The organism is Bacillus sp. AR13-1 (assembly GCF_008042285.1).
In the GTDB taxonomy this organism is placed as follows: Bacteria; Bacillota; Bacilli; order Bacillales; family Bacillaceae_G; genus Bacillus_A; species Bacillus_A mycoides.
The window spans coordinates 128,866-150,257 of sequence record NZ_QNUA01000043.1 but is presented as its reverse complement, the minus strand read 5'-3'; the positions used below and the strand labels follow the sequence as shown (position 1 = coordinate 150,257).

Annotated in this window: 17 protein-coding genes, 2 pseudogenes, 1 riboswitch and 1 other annotated feature; of the genes and pseudogenes, 5 read left to right on the top strand and 14 right to left on the bottom strand. The window is 34.8% G+C overall.

Going from position 1 to position 21,392, the window contains the following annotated elements:
• Positions 1-129: 129 nt before the first annotated feature.
• Positions 130-942, bottom strand: coding sequence for a polyphosphate kinase 2 family protein (locus tag DN408_RS27110; RefSeq protein ID WP_147740455.1), 813 nt, complete (start codon positions 940-942; stop codon positions 130-132).
• 267 nt (positions 943-1,209) lie between these two features.
• A pseudogene (locus tag DN408_RS27105) lies at positions 1,210-1,518 on the bottom strand (alpha/beta hydrolase).
• A 231-nt stretch (positions 1,519-1,749) separates the two neighbouring features.
• Between DN408_RS27105 and DN408_RS27100 the strand changes: the two are divergent.
• Positions 1,750-2,214, top strand: a complete 465-nt coding sequence (locus DN408_RS27100; protein WP_147740454.1) for a hypothetical protein — start codon at positions 1,750-1,752, stop codon at positions 2,212-2,214.
• Positions 2,215-2,233: 19 nt separating this feature from the next.
• Here the strand turns inward: DN408_RS27100 and DN408_RS27095 are convergent, their stop codons facing one another.
• The 4 genes from DN408_RS27095 to DN408_RS27080 all read right to left on the bottom strand — a co-directional run bounded on the left by DN408_RS27095 (position 2,234) and on the right by DN408_RS27080 (position 6,882).
• Positions 2,234-2,512 (bottom strand): hypothetical protein, encoded by a 279-nt coding sequence (locus DN408_RS27095; protein ID WP_033730396.1) that lies wholly within the window; start codon positions 2,510-2,512, stop codon positions 2,234-2,236.
• A 28-nt stretch (positions 2,513-2,540) separates the two neighbouring features.
• A complete protein-coding gene (locus DN408_RS27090; protein WP_002186165.1) occupies positions 2,541-3,803 on the bottom strand; it encodes an MFS transporter in 1,263 nt (420 codons plus the stop codon).
• A gap of 196 nt (positions 3,804-3,999) precedes the next feature.
• Positions 4,000-5,379 carry an S-layer homology domain-containing protein gene (locus DN408_RS27085; protein WP_002012210.1) on the bottom strand — a complete coding sequence of 460 codons (1,380 nt, stop codon included), beginning with the start codon at positions 5,377-5,379 and terminating at the stop codon, positions 4,000-4,002.
• Positions 5,380-5,637: 258 nt separating this feature from the next.
• The gene (locus DN408_RS27080) at positions 5,638-6,882 is read right to left on the bottom strand and encodes an N-acetylmuramoyl-L-alanine amidase (RefSeq protein WP_002012211.1); all 1,245 of its coding nucleotides are present in this window, start codon (positions 6,880-6,882) and stop codon (positions 5,638-5,640) included.
• A gap of 325 nt (positions 6,883-7,207) precedes the next feature.
• Here DN408_RS27080 and DN408_RS27075 point away from each other — a divergent pair, with 325 nt between their 5' ends.
• Positions 7,208-7,693 (top strand): 8-oxo-dGTP diphosphatase, encoded by a 486-nt coding sequence (locus DN408_RS27075; protein ID WP_002135545.1) that lies wholly within the window; start codon positions 7,208-7,210, stop codon positions 7,691-7,693.
• A 28-nt stretch (positions 7,694-7,721) separates the two neighbouring features.
• On the opposite strand, the gene DN408_RS27070 is transcribed toward DN408_RS27075, so the two are convergent.
• The 3 genes from DN408_RS27070 to DN408_RS27060 are packed head-to-tail and all read right to left on the bottom strand — an operon-like array spanning position 7,722 to position 10,877.
• On the bottom strand, positions 7,722-9,347 hold the full coding sequence (locus tag DN408_RS27070; protein WP_147740453.1) for a YndJ family protein: 1,626 nt from the start codon (positions 9,345-9,347) through the stop codon (positions 7,722-7,724).
• 5 nt (positions 9,348-9,352) lie between these two features.
• Positions 9,353-9,964, bottom strand: a complete 612-nt coding sequence (locus DN408_RS27065; protein WP_078178844.1) for a DUF4166 domain-containing protein — start codon at positions 9,962-9,964, stop codon at positions 9,353-9,355.
• Between the two features lie 4 nt (positions 9,965-9,968).
• Positions 9,969-10,877 carry a DoxX-like family protein gene (locus DN408_RS27060; protein ID WP_144512451.1) on the bottom strand — a complete coding sequence of 303 codons (909 nt, stop codon included), beginning with the start codon at positions 10,875-10,877 and terminating at the stop codon, positions 9,969-9,971.
• A 192-nt stretch (positions 10,878-11,069) separates the two neighbouring features.
• Positions 11,070-11,256: riboswitch (Lysine riboswitch) on the top strand.
• Between the two features lie 201 nt (positions 11,257-11,457).
• On the opposite strand from DN408_RS27060, the gene DN408_RS27050 reads away from it, so the two are divergent.
• On the top strand, positions 11,458-12,687 hold the full coding sequence (locus DN408_RS27050; RefSeq protein WP_078178846.1) for an aspartate kinase: 1,230 nt from the start codon (positions 11,458-11,460) through the stop codon (positions 12,685-12,687).
• 356 nt (positions 12,688-13,043) lie between these two features.
• Positions 13,044-13,496 carry a VOC family protein gene (locus tag DN408_RS27045; protein ID WP_002126736.1) on the top strand — a complete coding sequence of 151 codons (453 nt, stop codon included), beginning with the start codon at positions 13,044-13,046 and terminating at the stop codon, positions 13,494-13,496.
• 269 nt (positions 13,497-13,765) lie between these two features.
• Here the strand turns inward: DN408_RS27045 and DN408_RS31650 are convergent, their stop codons facing one another.
• The 4 genes and pseudogenes from DN408_RS31650 to asnA all read right to left on the bottom strand — a co-directional run bounded on the left by DN408_RS31650 (position 13,766) and on the right by asnA (position 17,081).
• Positions 13,766-13,939, bottom strand: coding sequence for a hypothetical protein (locus DN408_RS31650; protein WP_002012220.1), 174 nt, complete (start codon positions 13,937-13,939; stop codon positions 13,766-13,768).
• Positions 13,940-14,212: 273 nt separating this feature from the next.
• Entirely contained in the window at positions 14,213-15,568 is a 1,356-nt protein-coding gene (locus DN408_RS27035) for an RNA-guided endonuclease TnpB family protein (RefSeq protein ID WP_078178302.1), read from the bottom strand.
• Between the two features lie 21 nt (positions 15,569-15,589).
• A pseudogene (locus DN408_RS32645) lies at positions 15,590-15,744 on the bottom strand (transposase); the annotation flags it as partial.
• Between the two features lie 353 nt (positions 15,745-16,097).
• On the bottom strand, positions 16,098-17,081 hold the full coding sequence (asnA, locus tag DN408_RS27020) for an aspartate--ammonia ligase (protein ID WP_002126735.1): 984 nt from the start codon (positions 17,079-17,081) through the stop codon (positions 16,098-16,100).
• Between the two features lie 70 nt (positions 17,082-17,151).
• Positions 17,152-17,411 (bottom strand) — a binding site (T-box leader).
• Between the two features lie 408 nt (positions 17,412-17,819).
• On the opposite strand from asnA, the gene DN408_RS27015 reads away from it, so the two are divergent.
• Positions 17,820-17,951: a DUF3934 family protein gene (locus DN408_RS27015; protein ID WP_000047589.1), complete on the top strand. Its 132-nt coding sequence runs from the start codon at positions 17,820-17,822 to the stop codon at positions 17,949-17,951.
• A gap of 135 nt (positions 17,952-18,086) precedes the next feature.
• On the opposite strand, the gene DN408_RS27010 is transcribed toward DN408_RS27015, so the two are convergent.
• Positions 18,087-21,293: a DEAD/DEAH box helicase gene (locus DN408_RS27010; protein ID WP_078178289.1), complete on the bottom strand. Its 3,207-nt coding sequence runs from the start codon at positions 21,291-21,293 to the stop codon at positions 18,087-18,089.
• Positions 21,294-21,392 lie beyond the last annotated feature (99 nt).

The following is a 21,392-nucleotide window of genomic DNA, read 5'->3' as shown; positions in this document are numbered from 1 at the left end:
TATGATTATTGATTATATACCTTATTCTATGAATTGTAAAATGTTTCTAACTAAAAAAGCTGTCTTGTAATTTGGGTTTACCAAATTACAAGACAGCTTCCCTCCATATTTCCTATACAAACCTTTTTACTATTTGACTCCTGCATCTTGCACAGATTCAATTTTCTTTTTCTTTCCTTCTTTTATTTCATTATAATAAGAAGGTAATTCTATATTATGCTCTAAGAAATAATCCTCAATTAATGAAATAATTACTTTCAATGTTTTCAAACGGGCGTATAATTTATCATTACTCGCGATAATATGCCATTTTGCATTCGGCTTATTTGTATTTTCAAACATGTCTTCTATTGCTTCGACATACTCATCCCATTTTTCACGATTTCGCCAGTCTTCATCTGTAATTTTCCACCTTTTAAGAGGGTTGTTCTCTCTTTCTGTAAATCTCTTTAACTGCTCATCTTTACTAATATGATAGAAAAACTTTCCTATTATGTAATGATCATCTGTTAATAGTTTTTCGAAATCATTAATTTCATCATACGCTCTCGTCCACTCTTCGTTTGTAGCAAAGCCTTCAACACGTTCAACTAATACACGCCCATACGATGAACGGTCGAATATAGTAATTTGCCCGTACTGAGGCAGTTTCCGCCAAAAACGTTGCAAATAATGATACCGTTTTTCATGAGGAGCAGGCGCTCCAATTGGATTTACTTGGAATCCGCGTGGATCAAGATGTTCAGTCACTCGCTTAATTGCTCCGCCTTTACCTGCCGCATCCCAACCTTCCATAATCATCATAACGGCTATTTTCTCTTCTTTTAATATTTGCTGTAGTGCCAATAAGCGCATTTGATATTTTTCAAGTTTCTTATTGTACTTAGATTTTGATTCAATTCTTTTCGTTAAATCTACTTTAGCAAGATGCTCTTTTTCCATCAAACGAATCCCCCTTGTTATATGACAATGTTATTTTAACATATTTATTGGTAATTTTTTCATATTAACATTCTTTTGATTCATACGTGGAACTCTCCATCTTCAAATAAATTGATACACAGGCGATATATACATACCAACAAACATATGTAATTGAACGCTAGACACAAAAAATGCTGTGTAGAAAAATCTCTACACAGCTTCCTTATCTAATTCCCCTTAATATATCACTTTAATGGCATTTATCTTTTGACACATCCACTTATACTACAAACTAATTACCGGTGGAATACCGGCTTCCGGTAAAAAATAAGCAAACACTGTAAAGCCGATAATTTATATTGCAAATAACGACGTTTCAACTCCAACCAGTATTGTAAGAAAGATAGCAGTCGAACTCTTCCTTATAGAGCTAATAATTGAATATATCGCAAGAAATAGACTTAGCATCGCAATGCTTGTATATAAAACTACCGCATACCAAGGGTTAACTTCCAGTAAAATACCCGAAATAAATATATACAAAAATAAAAATTGTAGAAAAATACTACTCCCCGTGCTCACTAGTACTTTCAATATAATGTTCTCCCTTACAATTCACTCTGACTGAATTTGGTGTGTATCAGCCAGCATATGGATCGCGTATATACCAGCTATTAAGCAAACGTGCCAAATATAACCGTAGCGAATACTATAATGATTCCTAAGCCGAGACTCATCCCCTACCCCCTTACATTATATGGTATATTTTCTCAAACAGAGCGAATAATAACAAATAACTTTGTTAAAGAATGGGGGTTTTTCAAAATGAAACGAAAAATAATAACTCTCTTTACGCTTATATGCTTAGCACTACCAATACAAGCTAGTGCATACACATTTCAATCACTACCAGTTGCGTCAAAGTCTAAACAGTGGTATATCGAAATTGACAAATCTCATAACTCAAACAAGCAAGCCGTGCAGCCAAAACAAGGTGTATATGATACGTATAGTTTACTCTTAAAAAATATTGGTAATGATGTTGCAAATGTATCGGTGGAAATACTTGATAACACACCTACATCTAAAGCTACCTTTAATCCTACTTCATCTAATAACAACGTTTCAAAAAGTCATACAAGCTTTGACTACATGGTATTCCCATTAGACTTTAATAGCCATAATTTTAAAGTTGTCATTACTTGGGAAGAAAAGAATTTCTCTTACAACGGTCATCCAGTACATGAGAGTAAAAAAATGAAGCAAACATTTGTGTTTAATGAAGAGTAAGTCCTAATTTGATTAGGGCTTACTCTTTATTTACAAAACCCGATTGAATTGCTTCTGTCACTTCTTTTGCAATATGTATTTTTGTAGCGTCTACACAGATTTTTTTGTCCCAAACATGTATGGAAGGCTCTTCATTAGACAAATGCTTAATTAAGATGAGTCGATTATATGTCATTTTATTTTCTATAGGAGTAGCAATATACACCGTGAAATTCCTTGCTTCAAATACCTTTTCTCCCAAAACGTATTTACATCCCAACTCATGTACTACTAAATCATGTAGGTTTTCTATAGTGATATACCATCCCCCCTTTTTGCCTACATAATCAATCGAACCGCCGAATACTTGGTACAGACAATGCCATTCCAATTGTTATGAGTACTAAAATAGCTAGCATTATAATTGTTATCTTTCCACCTATTACAGTAGCTAACCAGCCTACCACCACATACCCTAATGGTAATAAAGCAAATGAGCCTAACATATCAAGACTTGCCACTCTTCCAAAAGCTTCTTCTGGTACAAGCTCTTGTAAACTTGTTTCCCAAATAAGCCCAAATATCATAATACCGAATCCTTCAATTGCCATTAATCCAATTAAGGCCGGTGCCCAAGAAACGAAAGGCATAATTAATAACGCCATTCCACTAATTAAAACACCACCATACGCAAGTAATCCTCTCTTATGCCACCGCTGCCTCCCACCAAAAATTAGTGCTGCAATTACAGCTCCAGCACCAGAAGCAGCCATACCTAAGCCATACACGTAAGCTTCAAAATGATGATGAACATTAAACAACCATGGAATTAATACAACGATTACGCCAGCATAACAAATATTAACGAAAGAAAAGACTAGAATGGTAATCCACAACCATGGATGACTCTTTAGAACAAGAATCCCTTCCATAAAATCTTTTTTGTAATTGATTTTATTTCTTTCAAATTTCTGTACTTTATTAAACTTTAGTTCTCTTAAAAATAATAAACATAAAAATGATAGCAAATATGTTACTGCATCCAAACCAAATCCTATTCCGGCGGATGCAACTGAAACGATCAATCCTCCAAGAGCCGGTCCAATTAGTCGTATTCCTTGATTACTCATTTGCGTTAATGCATTAGCTGCATTTCGAATTTCCGGTACAAATACTTTTGCTCTTACAGCTGAATACGCCGGCTGAAATATCCCTTCCATAAGTCCATATAACGCTACGAGTACATATAGAAGTGGAATTGTTAAAACGTCCATAAATATAAGTGTTGCAAATAAGAGCATTAATATGCAGCGGATTATATCTGTAAATAACATCAATTTCACCCGGTCAATTCGATCCACGACTAATCCAGCAAACGGTAACGCAAGAATATTAGGAAGCATGTACATTGCCATAGTCATTCCCATTACAACTGTTGAACCAGTTAATGAATATACAACGACTGGCAGAATAACCATCGTTATCGAACTACCTAAAGTCGAAAGTAATTGTCCAATCCATAAAAACTTGAAGTGTGGTGACACTTTAACTGGCAATAATAATTTACCGACATAACCTAAATTTTTCTCTGTTGGTATTTCTCCTTGCATATCTCTCTCCTCTTTTCAAATTAAGTTAATACCTAAGATTAAACACAGAAAATTCAATCTTTATTACCTTTAATTATATATGAACTGTTAAATTATTGGTAAAAATATAAAAAAGACAATCATAATGAATCTACAAATATTACGTGTTGAATATAAATAAAAAAGGTGTTTTCACATATGAAAACACCTTTCCACTTTATAATTTTAAGTTCTTCTTCAATGTCCAATATTTTTCTGGAGCATTTTCAAGTGAGAATTCTACCCAGCCATTTGGATCTTCACGATATACGTTTACTTTTGTACCATTTTCTAGTTTTCCAACTTCATTTTGTGTAACGTTTGGTACACTCTTAATTGGGTTGTTAAACGGGAATGGAACTTGATAGTAAGATCCTACCGACTGAACAGTAGTTTTTGCGTCTTTTGCATAATCTTTATATGGAATTGTTTCGCCTAATGCATCTACATTTAATGTATTAGGGTTTTTCGGTAATCGTTTTACATTTTGATAATCTTTGTTATTGAAAGGCTTAATACGCTCCATAATATTAGCAATTTTGCCAGCCCATTCTTTATCAGTTGAATACATTACATTCATCGCAGGTAATGTGTAACCTTTGAAATACTTAGCACCTTGTTCTAAGTAATTCTTTCTCACATAATCAGCATTGTATGAAATACTTAATCCATAAGATGGTAAATATTTTGCATGTGCGAATGGGTCCCAATCATACGCTCGTAGTCCAAATAAATTATGTTTGCGATATGCAATTTCTGATTTCCCGTATCCAGACTCTAAGATTGCATGTGCTGCTAAATATAAAGAGTTCACGCCATACTCGTTTTGCGCTTTAATAAAGTCTTGTCCAACTCCAACAAGCGGACTATCGGGATGATATCTTTTAATATAATTATCAATCTCTTGAGCTGTTACATTAGAAGGTAATGTTACATCTAAATCGATATATGATGCCATGGCATTAAATAAAAATTGTGCATATTCTTCACGTGTTAAAACACTAGTTGGATTAAATGCACCTGCTCCATTACCTGCAGCAACGCCGTTAGACTCTAATGCACTAATCGCATCATTTGCCCAATGATCTTTCGGAACATCATTAAATGTATGCTTAGCTTTTACTTTTAGTTTAAAGGCTTTCTGTAAAATTACAGCCATTTCAGCACGAGTTAAAGATTCTTTCGGTCTAAATGTTCCTTTACCATCACCTACGAAAATCCCCATATCTGTTAAAGCTAAAATTTCTTTTTGGAACATTGTCGTTCCTTCGCTAATATCAGAGTATGGATTTTTATATTCGCTTTTTGCTTCTAGTTTTAATGCACGATATATTAATGCGGCTACTTGCTCACGATTTACAACATCTCCGAATCCAAACTTACCATTATCATATCCTGCAATAATTTCTTTTGACGTTAAATTAGTAATTGCTTTATACGACCAATGATCTTTCGGAACGTCTGGAAATTCCTTTTCAGCTGCAAATGAAGTTGCCGGAGCCATCACTACTTGAAGTGCGACTGTCACTGCTAACACATTAGAAATAACTTTTTTCATATTTTTTTAACACGTTATGTATATGCTTGTCCCGTGTTAACTTGCCTCCCTTTTCAATAAAATTTTCCCTATTAAACTAACAAACTCTTAATTAGTCAACAGTAAAAGTATACGTGATACAAATAAACTAATCTACCATTATTTTATTTATAATCAGCATAATACGATATATCTTTTTATTTTGATACAAAATTATATAAACTCATATAAAAAGTCCATCATCTCTATATAGATGATGGACTTAACAATTAATATTTTTTATTTAGCTAAACGATATTTTGAAACATCGAAACCTTTCCACTCATAATAATCTAAAATCCCAGCATAAACTGCCTCTGCAGCAATTTGTCTTCCTGATTCAGTAGCTAATTTGCCATTATCTATATTATTATCAATAAAGGCAAGCTCTGTTAAAACTGCTGGTACTGTATTTTTATTTACTACATAAAACGAATGATCATCTTTTATATCTCTATCTCTTGTATGTAATGCCTCTACTACTCGCTTTTGAATTTTTTTCGCTAATACTTCGCTATCCTTTTCAATCTGTGTCTCTTCTCCACGCTTGGATTTTTTATAATAATATGTTTCCGTTCCATAACCATCATGATTTTGAGAAGAGTTTGCATGAATGCTTACAAATATATCTGCATTGTTCTCTTGACCAAATTTCACTCGATTCACAAGAGACTCATTCTTGTTACTTCCTGGATTTCCGTTCTCTTCACGTGTTAACAAAGCTTTTAAAGGTGTATTTTTTTCTAACAATTGCTGTAATCTTAAAGATATATCAAATACAATTTCACTTTCCTCTACACCTTGCCCTGGATTCCCTGGATCAAATCCTCCATGACCAGGATCAATAATAACTACCTTTTCTACTAAAGGGTTACCTATTTTAAGAGAATCTGCCTTTTTAATAAATTGAGCTGCCTCTGCTTTAGTTAGAATTTTTTCAGGCTCCCATTTATCACCAGTACCAACAGAAATCCCTAATTCAACTAGAATGTTAGCTTTTGCTTTCCCCCAGCTTTTTTCTAAATCACTGAATTTAGTTGCTGGAGTACCATTTACTTTAGAATCTAATTTGTAAGCTTCTACAATAAGAGAGGCCATTGAAACCCGGTCAATTTTCCCAGTTGGATCAAATACGCCTGGGCCTTTCCCTTTAACAACACCAGCTTTTTCTACAGCTGCGATGTATGGGGTATACCATCCGTTTTGAGAGTCACCGAAAGATGGTTTAGCATCTTTATCGAATGGTAAGTTTAAGATTTTAGCCATCATTGTAGCTGCTTCTGCACGAGTGATCTCTTTTCCAGGCTCGAACATTCCTTTCTCGTTACCTGTAACTGCGCCTTTTTCTGCTAAGTAGTTAATAGAATCTTCTGCCCAGTGCCCTGCTTGGACATCTGGAAACGTTTTTATTTGTGCGAAACTACTAGATGAATAAGATAATATACTAGCTGCGATTACTGCTGCTGCGATTATTCTATTTTTCATAGAATATATTCCCCTCTCAAGTACAATGTTTTTATATAACAGACTAATTATAGTTCTGAAAATTAGTAATAGTCAATTGCATTTTGTATAATTTTGTCTTATTATTGTATTTTTTGGAACAAATAACTATAGTTAAACTATAAGAGACTCATTTCATCCCGCATTAACGGGCAGTAAGACCCCCACCTCAAAATTCAGCGAAAGCAAAGAAGTTAGGTGGGTGATCAACTGCCCGTAAAAGCCCGATTGGTGAGGGCTAATAATCAGTGGGAGATGAAGAACCCCCCACTGATTAAAGTTTCACTTTATAAGAGGAGAGATTCGTATGAGCACGAATTGGAAAAGCGTCGAACACCGCATTTATACAATGTGTATGATTCAACATAATAACGAAGTATTACTAATACAACGGCCGGATCATCTAGGCTTCCCTGGTTACATCGCTCCTGGCGGTAAAGTAGATTTTCCAGAAAGTATCGTTCAAGCTGCTAAACGAGAAGTAAAAGAAGAAACTGGATTACTTGTTTCAAATTTAACTTTTAAGGGATTAGATGAATACGTAAATCCGAAAGAAAATGTTCGATATATGGTATTTAACTATTGGACAGATTCATTTGAAGGTGAACTCCTTTTGAATCCTCCTGAAGGCGAATTATTATGGGTGCCAATTGATACAGCACTCAATCTTCCTATGCAAGATTGGTTTAAAGAGAGATTCCCATTATTTTTTGAAAAAGGTACGTTTGAAATTCAGCGTGTTTGGGACCAAGACTTGGATAAACAAGTTGCTATGACAATTACCCATACGTAAAAAAGCTTGGAATCTCTCCAAGCTTTTCTTACTTTCCCTCTATTTTCTTAATCTCATAATCAATTTCTAAAAAATTAACTCCAAATATCCACATTCTATGATTAGCTTCTAATATTTGATCCTTTCTCTCTTTAATAATAAAAGTCTCTGCTAATGGTAAGCGTATTGTAAAGAAGCGGGTATGTAAGTATATCCCTTCATCTCCCTTACGACGCTCTCTTAGCTTACTTGTAATCATTAACTGGTTCGTATCATTGTACAACTTCAAAATACCAGTCATATTCGAATATGGTAAAGGCAATGCGATATTCATATATGTCTCGTTCTTGTATGCATGCTTTGAATAGAGGGCTACAAAAACAGACTCTCCTGCTTCATTTTTTCTTAGCCAAGCCCTTACATTCTCTCTTCCATCCTTCTCATCTATTATCCCAATGATAGAGCCATGCATCGTTTCCCACTTGCCGCCCATTCCTAAATGTATTTGTCCTACACGCTTACTCATTTTCTCATAACAAAATGCAACCGGGCGGAACCAACGAGTCCATTTAATATGCGATTGTAACTCATACTCTTTTGTATTTTCATAAAAACGAATAATACTTAAAGGAATCTTCGTCATGTCAAATGCCTCACTATGAAAATCATTCATTTTATCAACTAAACCTTTGTATTCCTTGCTATCTATTAAATTTCTGTTATGTAAAAATGCTTCACCAACTGTCGCATTTCCTCTTAACCTGCTCATTGTTTTCCCGTAATATTTATAATTCGGAGTACTCTTTTCAATCATCCAACCAAGAAAAGCTGGTAACGCTACTCCAATTCCATTTACAACACCGTGAATCCAGACCATTTGTGCAATTGTAATCGTCATTACTTGTTTGAAATTTCCGTATGAATATATGAGTGAAAACATTATTGTTACCATAAGTGTACTGGATGAAAGAGTAAGGAGAATCTTTGCACTTATAGCATTGAATTTCGTTCTCCATACGTAAATCCCATATCCATAAATGGCACATAAATATATGAACACTGCAAAAAATTCAAATACCCTCGAATACGTAATTCCTATTGCAACTGTCATTGGAGAAATGACGATGATAAACATAATAGAGTCATATAACTTACTTCCCCGTTCTCTTTTTCTTCCAAGTAAACCAGCTGATAACGGCAATAAAAATGCCGAATAATGAAAGTGTGCCGCTGTAAGTAAAACAATGTCAGAACTAAAGTGCATAATCGAAACCTTTGCTACTGAAGCAAAAAACCAAAAACCACCTAAAAACAAATAAATAAACGCACTATCGATAGCCGTCTCTTCTATCGGTTTCCATCCTCTTTCTAACAATCTACTTACACCAAATAACGCAACGATTCCTGTATATGCAAACCAAAGTAGCGCAAAGAAATAGTGATTTGTTACGAAAGCTAGCATTGCACTGATTGCTGCGATTGGATATAAAAACGATACAAATTTATAAAATAATACATACGATCCATTTCTTTTTTTCTTGTCAATAATACAAAAAGACATCGGTATAAATAACAAAATAGATAATAAAATAATTGCTTCAACTGGGTTTACATTTGACCACTCACATATTAGAAAAATAATATAGCAAGCAAGCCCAAATAGTATATTTTTCATATCGTTTATTCCCTTTCCACAAATGTTCCCTTATATGAAAATAACGAACCAATTAACGGATTCCGTACTTGTACATGAATTCGAAAACATTGCAGTGCATCATCATAACTTTCAACAATTTTTGCCTCTCCATATAAAAATTTTGGTAACGGGATTTTTCTTCCAAACATAAAAAACCATTGTTTCTTTGAAGAAATATGCATCCCGCCTTTTTCATCAATATAAAAATTCAATGTAGAAACGAGTAAATGTGGCTCACCAAAATAATCTACAATTTCATTATTCTCTTCATCCAACTTCATAACAGCGTTAAAATATCTTTTCTTATTATGAAAATAAAAAGTACGATTCCACCGTACAAACTCATTTCCATGTTCATCTCGCTCAGCGGTATTATGTATCACAAACGGAACTTTTTGCCCTCGCTCAGAGAAAAACATTCGAAACTTCGATGTAATTTTTAATATTAATTTAACGAAAAAAGATCCTCCATAAATTTCATCCATTTCCCCTTCCCCAATAAAGCTATTTTCCTTTGTTATCGCATATCGTTCCTGCAATTTTGGATGAAGCCTTTTATAAGAATCCCCTAATAATCTTTCATAAATATTAACCATATACTTATCCCTTTCTCTTCCTCTTGCAATTTTTTGCGCTTGGCAAATTAGTGCTATTTATATAACCGACAATCGATAACCCTATTAGAAGAAAATTTAATGTAATCGGATTAAACGGTTGCGTAAAACTAGCGATATTCGTCGATCCTGCCGCTAATGTTAAAACTATCAACAATATAATATGCAATATAAATAGTTTTCGCTTTTGAAGTGGCAATAGCCACATAACACCCCATATTATTTCTAAAAATCCAACTATTTTAAGTATAAAAATACTACTTTCATTCGATCCGATTAGTGCAGAAAGCATCTTTACTTCTTCTGAATGAGTAAACATCAATTTCGGTACAATCCCTTGATATAACCATACGAAAGCAAATAAAAAGCAAACTAGCCAATACGTCATCGTTCTTCTAATTAGCAACTTAGGATGAAGTCCCTTTTCTAACCATAATTTTAAAGCATCAAAACTCCATGCTGTCGCCCAACCTAATAGTGGACGAAAAACATATAAATCTATCACATTTCCTATACGACCAAATCTCGTATCATAATCATATTGCGTTTCAAAATGAATATGTTCTTCATTCGGTGTATACTTCCAATAACCACGCCCTATTTGTATAAGTGATAATTGATTGTCTGTCCAAAATTTTAAAGAGGAAATGCGTTCTCCAGTTTCTTTTCTTATTTCACCTATCGATTCCCCTTCTCCGGCTATTTCAAGTCCAAATCCGATCTTTGTTTTATATAAAAACTTCTGTGGTTCTCCCTCTTTTTTTTCTAAATACGAAATCTCAGTAAAACGAGCATCCCACTCTGTATGTATATCAGGCTCTTGTGTATATGCCCATAGTTTCTCCATTGTTGTGTTCATTTCTGTGGCTACATAAATAGGCTTTTTCTTCCCCATCCTTCCACCTCCCATGCGCTATATTTTCAATGTACATGCAATGAATCGATTTTGCTACATTTTTCACAAACTAATTTAATAAAAAGATAGAATTTCAAAAAAATACAAAAAACACTTGATTCCCTGAAAAATTTAAATTATTATAAAACAAATGTTACCAACAACTTCATAAATCATACACTCTCGCCTAAAACGTGAGATAGAGGTTGCAACGCTTATAAGTATTCTAAAGGAGACACAGAGATGTCTATGATTTTAGAGGAAAGGAAGTGTTGCCGAAATTGATAAATTTCTCTGCATTTATCAATTGGGGCTGTTTTCGAATAGAAACAGAACTGTCATATGTACAGACGTGTACGTATGAAGAGCTATCTACAAAAAAGAGATATCATTTTTATGATATTCCTTTTTTGGCGGTTTTTTTATTAGCTCCGTTTTCTGTTTCCCTTTTCCTGTAACAGCACCATCCTCACTTATTTGAGATGGTGTTTTTTGTTTTTCTCTCTGGTAACTACAGGAATATTGGGATTTGTATATGTCCTAACCTATTCTTAAAAATGGACGAAAGAAGGAATTCGTAATGGAAACGATTGTACAAAAATTTGGCGGTACTTCTGTCGGAAGCGTCGAACGCATTCAACATGTAGCAAATTTAATTATTGAAGAATATGAACGAGGACATAGTATTGTCTCTGTCGTTTCAGCAATGGGAAAAAGTACGGATAAGCTTGTAGCACTTGCTAACGCTATTACTGAAAATCCAAGTAAACGTGAAATGGATATGCTCCTATCTACAGGAGAACAAGTAACCATTTCATTATTAACAATGGCACTACAAACAAAAGGTTATAACGCAATTTCATTAACAGGATGGCAAGCTGGTATTACGACAGAATCTGTACATAGTAGTGCACGGATTACTGACATTAACACCACTCGTATTCAGTCTTACCTTACTGAAGGCACGATTGTTATAGTAGCTGGTTTCCAAGGAATAAGTGAAGAAAATGAAATTACCACACTTGGTCGTGGTGGCTCCGATACGACTGCTGTCGCATTAGCTGCTGCATTAAAAGCAAAAAAATGTGATATTTATACGGATGTGACCGGCGTATATACGACTGATCCACGAGTTGTACAAGATGCTTATAAATTAGATGAAATTTCTTATGACGAAATGTTAGAGCTTGCCAACCTCGGTGCTGGCGTATTACACCCACGCGCTGTTGAATTTGCTAAAAATCATAATGTAATTTTAGAAGTTCGCTCAAGTATGGAACAAGAAAACGGAACAATTGTAAGGGGAGAATGTAACATGGAACAACAATCAATCGTTAAAGGTATTGCATTTGAGGATAATATTACACGTGTCACAATTAAAGGGTTAGAACAAGGTGCACTTTCAACAGTTTTCTCTACATTAGCAGCAGCACATATTAATGTAGATATTATTATTCAAAGTATTACAAATGAAGGAACTGTTCACCTCTCCTTCTCAATCCATTCTAATGATTTAAGAGAAACATTAGAAGTATTGGAACAAAATCAAGAAGCACTTCACTATGAATCTGTAGAACATGAAAATCATTTAGCAAAAGTATCAATTGTAGGATCTGGTATGGTATCTAACCCAGGAGTTGCTGCGAATATGTTCACTACTTTAAAAGAAGAAGATATTCATATTAAAATGGTAAGTACATCAGAAATTAAAGTATCTGTCGTTATTGACCGTCTTCATTTAGTAACGGGTGTTGAAGCACTTCATCAATCATTTATGGCGAAAATTGAGCCTTTAGTGCAAATGAGCTAATTTCCGCCGGTAAAACTTACAATAAATTATATTAATCTATTTCCTTCCTATATAAATAGAAATAGGGTGGGAATATTTTGCGGGGAAGTCGAAGTTCTTTTATCAAATAGCAACTACAGTATCAAATTCTTGAAACTACTTGAAATGATAGTATTCACGAAATAAAGTTCGCGTATATTTCGATAGTAGAAAGTTTACGAAGTGTTTTTTGTTAATAAGTTGTTACATGACATACCCGAAAACACCTTGTCACATTTTCCTACACTGTGACAAGGTGTTTTTTGTTTAGAAGAGATTCTAGTATAATTATGAGGATAATTAGATAATAAATTTATACATATAAGGAGATAAAGACAATGACAAAAAACAAATTACTAAGAATGGACAATATCAGCATCGTTGTAGAATCTCTTGATAACGCAATCTCTTTCTTCGAGGAGATTGGCTTGAATCTCGAAGGGCGAGCTACTGTTGAAGGTGAATGGGCTGGTCGCGTAACTGGACTCGGTTCTCAGTGCGTAGAGATTGCTATGATGGTTACGCCAGATGGTCACAGCCGAATTGAACTTTCGCGATTTCTCACCCCACCTACTATAGCAGATCACCGGACAGCTCCTGTAAACGCCCTCGGTTATCTGCGCGTCATGTTCACCGTCGAGGACATTGACGAAATGGTATCCAGACTTACTAAGCATGGTGCTCAGCTCGTTGGAGAAGTAGTTCAGTATGAGAACTCGTATCGACTCTGCTACATTCGTGGAACCGAAGGAATTCTAATCGGTTTGGCGGAAGAAATCGGTAACAAATAATTAAGTAATTTTTTATAAAAAGTTATTGGCTTTGCCAAACAGAATTTCATTATCAATTAAACCATATTTTTAACCACGTCCTAACTTTAGAACGTGGTTATGCTTGTTTGAGCTTTTAAAAATGTATTTTCATTTTACACATAGATTTCAAGACTCTATCCAAATCGTTCTTTAACATATTATCAACATCCCAAAATCATTATAAAATAATTTAATTATTCATTTTATCCTTTCCTAGGAAATATAACTGACTCTTCTCATTTTATATCTTATCGCTCTTTCCCATGAAAAAACGCTCTATATTCATTCAAAATAACTTTCTTCACATCCGAGTAAAATACCATCATGAATAGTGCAACTCCTAATACAACCACCTGTATTTTTTCATAATCAATGAATGCAATTATAATTAGCAAACCAAATCCAATGTCAACTACCCCCACTGAGTTGAAACGTTTCAGTGGGGGCTTGAGTTAGAACTCTAGGTCTTTTCGTCTATCGCTAGATAGTTTGACGCTCTAGAATTCATGCCACCTTACAGTAACACCCCAAGTATCTTTTTGGTTGGTACTAGAAACGAACAATCGTTTCCCCACTTGCACCACCCTTTCGAAAAAGAGCAATTCTTCCTTGTGGAAGAAGCCACCACTCAGATGACTCCGGCGTGTGCTACAAGCCCCGACAAGTCGAGTACACATGGATGGTTGACGCACCCACTAAGCTATGCACGAAGCAACAGCCTTACGTTTTTGCACTTCTAATAGAATCGGCGTTTTCACTTTGAGATTGTCATCCAATTCTACAACTCTCGATTTTTCCAATGTATTCAATGCACCATTAATATCAGCATGAATACATTTCCCTGCTTTACTTTGGTACAGACCACGAGTGATCCGTTTGCCACTAAAGCGATAATGCTTCCTATCATCCTTATCCCAAACTGGAACCCTATCTTTATCAAGAAAACTAGCTTTTGAAGTATAGCTTTCTTCTTGTTTTAAAAATCGGATGCCTTCTTTTATACATTTATTCTCAATTGCTGCAATCAGTTTATGAAATGGGATTTGAACAAATTTTTGATTATTCTTTTTTCCCATATCAGATTTTTGTTTCCAACCAGCGTTATACCCTACGACAACAGTATCTATGTTGAATGCTTTCACTTTTTCGAACAACAAGCCTACAGTTTGTGAAATGTAACCATTTATTTGTCTTTCCCGTTTATGCCAAAGTGCAGCCATTTTGTTCGTTACAACTCGTTTAGAAAGTCCATTTCCCATGTTTTTCAGTTGTAGATTACGTATCATTTTATTGAAGTACTGGTTAATGGATTTTAATTTTTTTCCATCAATTAAAAATGCATCACCTGTATTTGTTACGCAACTTAATAATCTGTCTACACCTAAATCGCAACTCAAAGCTTTACTAATAGTCGTGGGTTGTTTCTTCATTTGAGAAACGTGCATTTCATATGTGTAATGCACCTCAAAGAACCGACCTTTTTGCTTCGGTACAATCTCAATGTAGGAGATTTTTTTATTTCTTAAGTTTTTAGGCATACGTATTTTAATGGAACCGAATTTTTTTCTGAATGCAACATTCATCGGAATCATCCAATACCCGTTATTATCAACTTTTGGAACTTGATAGATTTCAATGATTCGTTTGTCAGTGGAACGGGAATAATTCGGAAACTTAGGACGACCTGTGAAGGTTTCAGGTTTTTTCTTCCACTGTTCCATTGCTTTAAAAAAGCTCTTCACTTCTGTAAATAAGGCTCTACGAATCGCTTGAACAGAGTTTGATTGAATACCCCAGTAGTTCATATCGGTTTGCATGGCAGTGTCCACTTCTTTTACAGTAGCCATCTTGTTATTATTCAAATAACTTTGTTTAATCGTGTACAATCCAACATTTCGCAATGCTTTAGAACTATGTGACATGCGTTGCAGTAAGCGAAATTCTTTAGCTGTGAGACAAGCTCGTCCGATATTCTGTTTCTGCGTGAATCGTTGCATGTTTTCTCTTTTTTTTTGTTTACGTAATACTTTCACTGCTCTCTTTTTAGTCATTGTTTTCACCACCTTTCTCAGAGAGTTCATTAAAATTATTTCTTTCCTAAGATAATGTTTTATCTTAGGAAATCTCGTTTCACGAAACGAGAACTAACACTTTTGTAACTGTTAATTACTTTTGACAAATCAATATTTGGAACTAAACGGAACTAAATGTGAACATGGTCTTCATCTTAATTCCTTTTTGCTCAAGTAACCGAATGATTATTATCCAATTTCGTTGTCTTACGATATATTCCCTCCTTATCTACTACAGATTATATCGTAAGACAAAAAGAAACGAATGTTCCCCATCAAAAAATTGTTATGAACGAAACAAAAGAGTTCAGCCTATTGACTGACGGCAATTCATCTCCACCTGAATTGTTGGGTTTCACCCGTAACACAAATCAGATGGAGTCTTCTTGCCGAAAAGGATAAAAGGAGACGAAAAAGAAACCATTAGTAAAACTCACTGTAAACTATTCGTTTACAAAATAAAAAAGAAAGAATAGCTCTATGTTTGAGCTATTCTCTCTCACTTCTATTAAAACAAATGAATGTTTTCTTTCTTGCAAGCTTCACGTAAATCATCAGGCCATACAGAAGATTGAACTTCACCGATATGTGCTTTACGTAAGAAGTACATACACATTCTTGATTGGCCGATACCACCACCAATTGTTAATGGTAGTACGTCTTCTAAAATACCTTTATGGAAATCATACTCACGTTTGAAGTCTTCACCAGTTTTCGTTAATTGCTCATCAAGTGCTTTACTATCAACACGAATTCCCATTGATGATAATTCGAACGAAGCTTGTAGTACTGGGTGCCAGAATAAAATGTCACCGTTTAATTTCCAATCATCATAATCGGACGCGCGTCCATCGTGCTTTTCACCTGAACGGAGTGCATCACCAATTCCAATAATAAAGACTGCACCGTGTTCTTTCGCAATTGCATGTTCACGATCTTTCGGTGTTAATTCTGGATATTTATCTTCCAGTTCTTGAGAAGTAATGAAAACAATTTCTTCTGGTAAATACTTTCCAAGGAACGGATACTTTTCAAATAAGTGATCTTCCAATTCTTTGAATATTCCATAAATTGTTTGTACTGTTTTTTGTAAGTAATCGATAGTACGCCATTCTTTTTGAACGATTTTTTCCCAATCCCATTGGTCAACATAAATGGAATGCGTTGCATCAAGTTCTTCATCACGACGAATCGCGTTCATGTTTGTATATAAACCTTCACCAGCTTCATATCCGTATTCATGTAATGCGAATCTTTTCCACTTCGCTAGTGAATGTACAATTTCTAATTCTTCTCCTGAATGTAACATATCAAATTCAATTGGACGTTCTACACCGTTTAAGTGATCGTTTAATCCTGATTTCTTCGTTACGAATAATGGTGCAGATACGCGGAATAGTTCAAGGCGCTTTGCTAATTGATCCTCGAAAAATGTTTTAACTTCCTTAATTGCGATTTGAGTCTCTCTTACTGTCATTAATGATTGATACATGGTGGTTTCCTCCTAAAATGTTTGGATGTTGTGAAAAGAAGCCAACAAAAAAAGCCCTTCTTTCCCAAAAAACTGGGACGAAAGACTTTGGTTCCGCGGTACCACCCAAATTAGCAACAGAGGTTGCTCACTTATACAGTACGGAGATTAAAAAATCTCGATACTGTTCTTCTTGTAACGGCGAAGTTCCCGGCTAAGTCTACTTTCCTATAAAGGATTTCGGTTAGCGACTCCAGGAGGTTCTTCATAATAGGCTTCGTATCAGGCTCACACCGCCCCTGACTCGCTTAAACTACATCCTACTACTACTCGTCCTTTCATAGTCGTTTTATTGTCACATCTCTGAAACATTTTATTAATGATTATTCTATACAAAAAATCGATAAAGTCAACAAAAAGTTTCAAAAAAATTTTCAATTCTTTATTTTATGCCTTTACCGATTGTTCTTAATATAACATTTTTATTTCCTTTGTCTCTTCAATCCAAAAAACATTTCACTAATTGAAACTAACATATATACAACAACTAGTGTGATTGTTCGAAATATAGAATCCGCAGTATTTCTTATTATTTTCATTTTCTTTATAATTCCTTTCAGTTTACTCGCAATTTCATGATATACTATAGCATTCAAGCAGTTTGTTTTTATTTAAAGCAAGCATAGTCATTTATCGATAGTATTTTTCTAAAACATTGGCTATTATCAAATCAGATTTTTTATATAACGGAGTGATCATATGAGTAAAACGAAAGCAAAACCGAAAAAAGGTGTAGGACAAGGTACAGGAAGTAAAGGATGGAACCGTTGGCAATCAAGTGCGAAAAAGAAAGCTGCAAAACCATACAAAAGTAAAGGTACAAAGAAATAAAATAAATAGTGGGAGACGAACAACTCCCACTATTTAAAGTTTCACTTTATCTCTTTACTTTGTACAAAACAAAATATAATTATTACAACAAAAAAGCTATGCTTTCATCTCTATGAAAGCATAGCTTTTTCCATATTAAATCATAAGAATATCGCGGATTTCTTCCTCCGTAATAGAAGATAACTTCTCTTCTCCAGGTTCGATAATTTCAGCGATTAAATTTTTCTTACTCTCTTGTAACTCGTGCATTTTTTCTTCAATTGTTCCATGTGCTACTAACTTAATCACTTGCACTGTATTTTTTTGTCCCATTCGATACGCTCTATCCGCAGCTTGTTGTTCAACAGCTGGATTCCACCACAAGTCGTACAATATAACTGTATCTGCACCTGTTAAATTTAGTCCTGTGCCACCAGCTTTTAACGAAATAAGAAATAGATCCCCTTCTCCTTCGTTAAACCGATTGCATAGCTCTACACGTTCTTGCGCTGGTGTACTCCCGTCTAAATAAAAGTATGGAACTGCTTGACGATTTAATTCACGTCCGATTATCGAAAGCATCTTCGTAAATTGGGAAAAGATAAGAATTCTCTTCCCTGTACTTCTGCATTCCTCCAAAATTTCTAGCAGCTGATCAAATTTAGCTGAACTACCTTTATAGTCATCAACAAACAAAGCAGGATGACAACAAATTTGCCGTAGTCTCGTTAAACCAGCTAAAACCCGAATTTTATTTTTACGTAACGTATCTTTATCCAAATGTTTTAACGTTTCTTCTCTTAACTTTGCTAAATAAGCTGCGTAAATCCTCTTTTGATCTGGTAAAAGTTCTGATGATTGTAAGTGCTCAATTTTTTCTGGGAGTTCGTGTAATACATCACCCTTTAACCTTCTTAACACGAAAGGTTTTACCCGCTTCGCAATATCTTCACGTCTTAAATCACCGAACTCTTTTCTTCCCGGTAATAATTCTGGGAAGACGACGTGGAAGATAGACCATAGCTCTTCTAATGAATTTTCTACAGGTGTTCCTGTTAATCCAAAACGGTACTCCGCCTGCACTGTTTTTACCGCTCTTGCAGTTTGCGTCGTATGATTTTTAAATGCTTGTGCTTCATCAAGAAATAGCGTATGAAATGGCTGCTCATATAACCTTATATCTCTTCTCAGTAAAGGATATGACGTAATGACAACATCAAATTTCGTTATATCTTTTAAAATTTTTCGGCGCTCTGCTTGATTTCCATCGGCAATAACTGCTCTAATATGTGGAGCGAATTTTTTCAACTCGCTAAGCCAGTTGTAAACGAGGGACGACGGAGAAACAACTAATATAGGCAGTTTCTTCTCTCGAATTTCCGGCAAAACAGAGTCTATAAAAGCAATACTTTGCAACGTTTTCCCCAGTCCCATATCATCAGCTAAAATGCCGCCAAAACGATAGTAGGCAAGTGCTTTCATCCACTGGAATCCGTATGTTTGATACTCTCTCATTATCGCATCTAAGCCACTTGGCACCGCAAACTTCAGCTTTTTAGGGTTTTGAATGTTCTCTACCAATTCTTGAACAGACTCATCTAAACTTAATACGTTTCCTTCTTGCAGTGAATTCATCCATTTCACACTACGAATAAGAGGGACATCTATTTCTTCGCCCTTTAAAAATTCTTTTCGAATACTAGATTCTTTTATAAACTGATTAATATCATTAAACTCTTTACTCTCAAGTGATAGTAGAGCACCACTTGCTAAACGATAATATTTTCGTTTCTCCTCAAGAGCGACTAATACCCCTTTAATTTCTGCCTCTGGAATACCTTTTATATCAAAGCGGAATGATAACCAATCAATTCTCTCTTTCCTTCTAACTCTTATAAGAGGAGCTGTGTCTCCCTTATGAATTCGTAATTTGATTGCTGACGTCGCATAAATATCAACTAAACCTTTTAACGTTGGAACAGCATGATATAAAAAGTTATACTCAGCTTCTTCATTATGCATAAAATAACCGCCTTCCGTTTTCGCAAAGGCACTTTCACTCATAATTTCTAAAATCTCTTTTTCCTTTTTCTCATCACGATTAAAAACAGATGGCTGCCCATCCTCTTCTAACGGATTAATCACGACGTTTCCATAATGAAATTCGAGACCTGCTAACAAACGATTTTTCACTCGATCTAAATACAATTTTGCTTTTAGCGAAGGCGTTTCCACACAATCTGATACTACCTCATCTATTCGCACAGTTCCTAGCTTCATTAACCCTGGTACAACTTTTGCTACAAAGTGCTCCATCTTATCTGCTGGAATATACAATTGGTTACTACTAGAACGATTCATCATTTTTTGTAATTCGATAAGCCGCTTACAATCCTCAGCGTTCAACTGATACAGTTTCCCTCCAAATAGAGCATAACTATACGTATCCATTACTTCTACTTGTTGTAAGCCGTCAATATAAAGTCTAAACCCACCGTTACTCCCTTTATTAAACTCAAAATGTAAAGGAAGTAGCCCTTTTGAAATTTGTAAACCGTGAAAAGATTTTCCCTCTTGATTAAGTCCCACAAACTCAACTTTAGAAAGTAAAGATAGCATATCCTTCCATGAAGCTGGCGGTATTAAAATCATACTATCATCTTGTTTTGCATGTACTTCCAGTGTATCCTCATACATTTTTTCATTATGATAAATTTTAATGAGCTGCTGAATAATCGCATCCGTTTCTCGCTTAAAGCTATGTACATCCGGTGTATATGTAAATTCATTCGAACAATTATAGGACTCTCTTTTCTCCACATTGGAAAGAAATTCTCTAATATGATTTACAAAATACATCTTGGCGAGTTTAAACTGAATACCTAGCAGTGCCCCACCATTTTTCGTAACTACTGGCGTACATATAAATTCAACATGAAGTATTTCACGTGTATCAAAACGGTGTTGTTTACTTTTTGGTCTTAATGGTTTTTCTGCAAATAAATGAAACATCCCGCTTGTTAATTGTTCATTTCCGATCATGTTTCCGCTACTAATAGGCACCATTCCACCGGTTTGCTGATTATAATTTATTTGTATCAATACTGCCGCAACATGTTGACAGTACGTTTGAAAAGACGCTAATGAAGGACAACTACATTTCGCAACAACATCACCTTTTTTAGCTTTTTCTACTGTAACATGAAAATCTTCATTCCCTTTTACCGTTGCCTCGCAAATTTCTTTATTTTCGTCATAATGATTTATTATTACTTTATTTGATTTATAATAAGCTTCACCTCTTTTATATGAGGTCTCTCCGCATACTTCTTTAATAATCGATTTATTTAATGTAAAACTCATTTTTTGACACTTCCTTACTGTAAAACCATTTTCTCTTACTTAACATTTTACATGCTTCACGAGAAAATATAAAATGTTGGTTTAACAAAAAAGATACTT